The organism is Burkholderia sp. Ac-20344, assembly GCF_017104975.1.
GTDB lineage: Bacteria > Pseudomonadota > Gammaproteobacteria > Burkholderiales > Burkholderiaceae > Burkholderia.
In genome coordinates this window covers 1-5,293 of record NZ_JAAGPP010000278.1, presented here as the reverse complement: position 1 = coordinate 5,293, position 5,293 = coordinate 1, and the positions used below count along the sequence as shown (strand labels likewise).

Below are 5,293 nucleotides of genomic sequence, written 5' to 3'. Positions count from 1 at the left end.
GGCGCGCTGCGGCTCGCGCTGCAGGCGCTGCAGGCGCTGCGGGCGGCGGAAGGCGGCTGACGGCAACTGAAGGCAGTTGAAGGCAGTTGAAGGCAGCTGAAGTCGTTCGAGGGTAGTCGAAGTCGCACCGAAACGGGGCCGCTGGCGGCAAGCGACCGGGAACCGTCCGGCGGGCAACCGGGTGCGACGTTAAAATGGCCGTTCCGCTGAGCCCTGAGCGCCATTCCCCCGCCCATGTACAAAGTCATCGCCACCGATCTCGACGGCACCCTGCTGAACAGCGACCACCAACTCGATCCGTACACGATCGACACCGTCCGCCGGCTCGACCGCGACGGCCTGCAGTTCGTGATCGCCACCGGGCGCCACTACGCGGACGTCGCCGGCATTCGCGACGTGCTCGGCATCCGGCCGTACCTGATCACGTCGAACGGGGCACGCGTGCACGCGCCGGACGACACGACGATCCACGCGCAGGACATCGATCCGGCGATCGTCCGCGGTCTCGTGCAGCCAGACGTCGTCGGCGCGCATGGCCGCGTGATCGTCAACCTGTTCACCGACCAGGGCTGGCTGATCGACCGCGATGCGCCGCACCTGCTCGAATTCCACCAGGATTCGGGCTTCCGCTACGACGTGATCGACATGGCCGCGCACGACGGCACGGATATCGCGAAGGTGCTGTACATCGGCGATCCGGCCGATCTGGCGGTCGTCGCCGAGCAGATGCGCGTGCGCTTCGGCGATGCGGTGTACGTCACGTACTCGCTGCCCGACTGCCTCGAAGTGATGACCGCGAACGTGTCGAAGGGCCGCGCGCTGCGCTCGGTGCTCGCGCGGCTCGGCGTCGACACCGGCCACTGCATCGCGTTCGGCGACAACATGAACGATATCGACCTGCTCGAAACCGCCGGCCACGCGTTCATGATGAACAACGCGAACCCCGACCTGGTCGCGCGGCTGCCGCACATCCCGCGGATCGGTAACAACTTCGACGCAGGCGTCGCCCGTCACCTGCGCACGCTGTTCTCGCTCGAAGGCAACGTCGCCGCATCCTGAGCGTCCTGCCGGGGCCGAAATGAAAAACGGGCGCCAAGGGCGCCCGTCGAAATTGCCTGCCTCGTATTCTTGGACAGCGTGAGGCTCGCTGCTCTGCTCGCTTGACCCCGTAGTGTTTTATTCGCTTGTGCGAGCCGATGCCGGCAGCAGGGCGACGGCGTTGTCACGCCCCGCGACCAGCGGGTAGATGATCCCGGCGAGTACCGCGCCGATGATCGGCGCCACCCAGAACAGCCAGAGCTGGCCGATCGCCTCGCCGCCCACGAACAGTGCGGGGCCGGTCGAGCGGGCCGGGTTCACCGACGTGTTGGTGACCGGAATCGAGATCAGGTGAATCAGCGTCAGGCAGAGGCCGATCGCGATCGGCGCAAAGCCGGCCGGCACCCCGCGCTTGTCGGTCGCGCCGAGGATCACGAACAGGAAGAAACCCGTCATCACGACTTCGCAGATGAACGATGCGCCGAGCGAGTAGTGGCCGGGCGAGCGCTCGCCGAAGCCGTTCGTCGCAAAGCCGCTGCCGACGACGTCGAAGCCCGGCTTGCCGGTCGCGATCAGGTACAGCACGAATGCGCCGAGCGTTGCGCCGACAACCTGCGCGACGATATACGGCACGAGATCGCGTGCGGGGAAGCGGCCGGCGACCGTCAGGCCGACGCTCACCGCCGGATTCAGGTGGCAGCCCGAAATGTGGCCAATTGCGAATGCCATCGTCAGCACAGTCAGGCCGAAGGCAAGTGCGACGCCGGCAAAGCCGATGCCGAGGCCCGGAAAGGCGGCGGCCAGCACGGCGCTTCCGCACCCGCCGAGCACCAGCCAGAACGTGCCGAATACCTCTGCAGCGAGACGCTGAGAAAGATTCATGTAAGGACCTTGTTCAAGTGGATTGAGACAACCGGACGACACGACGGATTTAAACCATCACCGGGAATTGGTCTGGATTATAGGAAATGAATCGGGCCGAGGAGGGTCAACGATTGTTAAATTTGAATGGCTGACGAATGCCTTTTATTAGAATAAGTCCGCATTCTCGATATAGCCGAATCGGTTAAAGATGACAGCATTTATTACGAAGGGTAGGGCGGCAGTACGGATGGCGTAACGGATGTTGGTGTCCCGGCCGGATTCGCCGGGGCCGCATCATCGAAAAGGGGAGTCGAAAAATGTCTCAATACGCGAAACTCAAGGCGCAGATCGCCGATCTGCAGGCCCAGGCGGACGATGTGCGCCGCCAGGAAGTGGCGGCGGTGATTGCCGAAGTCCAGCAAAAGATTGCCGAATATGGGCTGACTGCCCAGGATCTGGGCTTCGCGGAGCGAGCGAAGCGCGGACGCCCGCCGAAGAAGGCGCCGCTGCCGCCGAAATACCGCGATCCGAAGTCGGGCGCGACGTGGAGCGGGCGCGGCAAGCCGCCGAATTGGATCGTCGGTAAAAACCGCGATCGTTTCCTGATCGAATGACCGACCCCCCCCCAAACAAAAGAGCCGCATCGAGATGCGGCTCTTTTGTTTTGCGCGCCGATTTCGGCGCGACGTTGATTACGGAGTATTTCCTCGCGGATTTCCGTGTCAGGCGCCGGCGACCCGGCGCAATGCCGGTTGCCGGGTTCCCGTGCAAAGCGATTCGTAAGTTTCGACATAACGCTGCGCCATTGCCTTCGAGCTGAAGCGCGTGTCGAAACGTTCTCGGATGGCGGTGCGCGACAGGCTGTCGATCCGGTGCAGCGCGCCGACTGCGCCCTGCACGTCCTCGACGATGAAGCCGGTGACGCCGTCTTCGATCACTTCCGGCACCGAGCCGCGGTTGAACGCGACGACCGGCGTGCCGCAGGCCATCGCCTCGATCATCACGAGGCCGAACGGCTCCGGCCAGTCGATCGGGAACAGCAGCGCCTTCGCGCCGGACAGGAACGCGGGCTTCTGCGCCTCGTTGATCTCGCCGATGAATTCGACATGCGCCTGGCCGAGCAGCGGCTCGATCACTTCCTTGAAATAGTCGGCGTCGGCCTTGTCGACCTTCGCGGCGATCTTCAGCGGCAGCCCGCTTTGCGCGGCGATCCGGATCGCGGTGTCGACGCGCTTTTCGGGACAGATCCGGCCGAGGAACGCGAGGTATTCGGGCTTCACGCCCGGCTGCGGCGTGAGCAGCGTGTCGGGCAGCCCGTGATACACGGTGCCGGCCCACGCGGCCTGCGGCAGCGGCTTGCGCTGGTTGTTCGAGATCGACACGACCGGCGCGTCCGGGAACGCGTCGAACACCGGCTGCAGTTCCGGCAGGTCGAGGCGGCCGTGCAGCGTCGTCACGTACGGCGTGTCGAGGCGCGACATCAGCGGGAACGGCAGGTAGTCGAGGTGGAAGTGCAGCACGTCGAATTCGTGCGCGACCCGGGCGACCTGCTCGAGGAGCCGCATATGGGGCGCCATCGAATCGCGGATCGACGGGTCGAGCCGCAGCGCGCGCGGCCACGCCGCCTCGAGACGGGCCGACGTGACGGAGTCGCCGCTGGCGAACAGCGTCACGTCGTGGCCGAGTTCGACGAGCGCCTCGGTGAGGTAGGACACGACACGCTCGGTGCCGCCGTAGAGTTTCGGCGGAACGGCTTCGTAAAGCGGCGCGATCTGGGCAATTCGCATGGGTGTTCTCCTGTTTCGGTCCGACGGCACGGTGGCGCCGATGCGGATCCCGTGCAAGGTTGCGGAACTCGCCGACGTACGCGGTTGGCGGTACGTGGCCGTGCCCTGGGCGGGGTGCGCGGGGCGCCGGACGGCAAGCTGCGGGGCGGGCCGGCACGGCTCGCGCCGCCGCCCATTGGAGTCCATTATCGATATCGCCCTGCGGGGTTCGAGTGTTTTTTCAAACGCTTAAGGCTTGTTACACGCTGAAATACGCGAAAACCCCGAGAAAAGGGGTACGGAATCATGAATCGAGATGGCCGCAACTATTGTTGCGCAATCGTGAAAAACCACTATAATTTTTACCGATTCGATAGTCGGTGGCCTTGCCGGCAAGCCTTCCGCCATTGCGATGAGGCCATCGAATCCATCGCAGCCGAAGCCGCGCTGTCACTCGCTTCCCCGATTGCCGCTTTCAATTCGCCTTGTCGGAAAAATTCCTACACGGTTTACAGACAAATCCTGCGCGGCATACGCCACTTCGCTGATACCGGCATAAATGCCGTTTAGCCAAAATTCGCCCTGTAAGACTATAAACGAGCCGACTGCGCGCCAAGAGCGCCCTGATCGAGCAAACGTTTTCATAACATGAATGGCCAAAGCAAAGCTCTTTAACGGGGGAATCATGAGCGCTACCAGCGAAATGCTCAGTGAGATCAAAGAGGTCAACCTGTCGTACCTCCTCCTCGCGCAACGCCTGCTGCGGGAAGACAAGGCGATGGGCATGTTCCGCATGGGCATTTCCCAGGAACTCGCCGACGTGCTCGCCAACCTCACGCTCGCACAGACCGTGAAGCTGGCCGCGTCGAACCAGATGCTGTGCCGCTTCCGCTTCGATGATCACGCGCTGCTGTCGTCGCTCGCCGACAAGGGCCGCAGCGATGTGGTCGCACACGCCCACTCGGCCATCCTGATGGCCGGGCAGCAGGTCGAAAGCGTCCGCTGATCCATCCTGCCTTGCGACTGTCCCGGCGTGCCGCGCTGGTGGGCAGCGTATTGGCCATCCATCCGAATAACGTCAAGCAGACGGTTATCACCATGGCAAGCAAAAGCGTCGTGATCGAGGTGAAGGAAATCACCCTCGCCATCGAACTGATCGAACTGGGCGCCCGGCTGCAACTGCTGGAAGCGGAGACGAGCCTGTCGCGGGACCGTCTGATCAAGCTGTACAAGGAACTGAAGGGCGTGTCGCCGCCGAAGGGGATGCTGCCGTTCTCGACCGACTGGTTCATGACGTGGCAGCCGAACATCCACTCGTCGCTGTTCTACAACATCTACCGGTTCATGCAGGATCACGGCCGCTGCGAGCCGATCCAGTCGATCGTGAAGGCGTACCGGCTCTACCAGGAGCACGTGAACCTGTCCGGCGACGAGGCCGCGTTGAGCCTCACGCGTGCATGGACGCTCGTGCGCTTCTTCGATTCGGGGATGCTGCAGATGACCCCGTGCACGCGATGCGGCGGCCACTTCGTCGCGCATGCGCATGATCCGCATCAAGGTTTCGTCTGCGGCCTCTGCCAGCCGCCGTCGCGCGCGGGCAAGACCCGCAAGGCCGCCGCCGCGCG

General features: G+C 63.8%; 6 protein-coding genes. 4 read left to right on the top strand and 2 right to left on the bottom strand.

Features of this window, described 5'->3' with window-relative positions; genetic code table 11:
• Positions 1–234 precede the first annotated feature (234 nt).
• Positions 235–1,059, top strand: coding sequence for a Cof-type HAD-IIB family hydrolase (locus tag G3N64_RS38130; protein ID WP_205788748.1), 825 nt, complete (start codon positions 235–237; stop codon positions 1,057–1,059).
• A 117-nt stretch (positions 1,060–1,176) separates the two neighbouring features.
• Here the strand turns inward: G3N64_RS38130 and aqpZ are convergent, their stop codons facing one another.
• Complete coding sequence (gene aqpZ, locus G3N64_RS38125) at positions 1,177–1,920, bottom strand: aquaporin Z (protein ID WP_205788747.1); 744 nt, start codon at positions 1,918–1,920, stop codon at positions 1,177–1,179.
• A gap of 299 nt (positions 1,921–2,219) precedes the next feature.
• Here aqpZ and G3N64_RS38120 point away from each other — a divergent pair, with 299 nt between their 5' ends.
• Positions 2,220–2,516, top strand: a complete 297-nt coding sequence (locus G3N64_RS38120) for an H-NS histone family protein (protein WP_021162849.1) — start codon at positions 2,220–2,222, stop codon at positions 2,514–2,516.
• A 108-nt stretch (positions 2,517–2,624) separates the two neighbouring features.
• On the opposite strand, the gene G3N64_RS38115 is transcribed toward G3N64_RS38120, so the two are convergent.
• Positions 2,625–3,689 carry a glycosyltransferase family 4 protein gene (locus G3N64_RS38115; protein WP_205788746.1) on the bottom strand — a complete coding sequence of 355 codons (1,065 nt, stop codon included), beginning with the start codon at positions 3,687–3,689 and terminating at the stop codon, positions 2,625–2,627.
• A gap of 664 nt (positions 3,690–4,353) precedes the next feature.
• Between G3N64_RS38115 and flhD the strand changes: the two genes are divergently transcribed.
• Together flhD and flhC are read left to right on the top strand one after the other, a co-directional pair.
• Positions 4,354–4,674, top strand: coding sequence for a flagellar transcriptional regulator FlhD (gene flhD, locus G3N64_RS38110; RefSeq protein WP_069746442.1), 321 nt, complete (start codon positions 4,354–4,356; stop codon positions 4,672–4,674).
• A 92-nt stretch (positions 4,675–4,766) separates the two neighbouring features.
• The coding region (gene flhC / locus G3N64_RS38105; RefSeq protein WP_205788745.1) for a flagellar transcriptional regulator FlhC at positions 4,767–5,293 on the top strand (527 nt) is incomplete at its 3' end.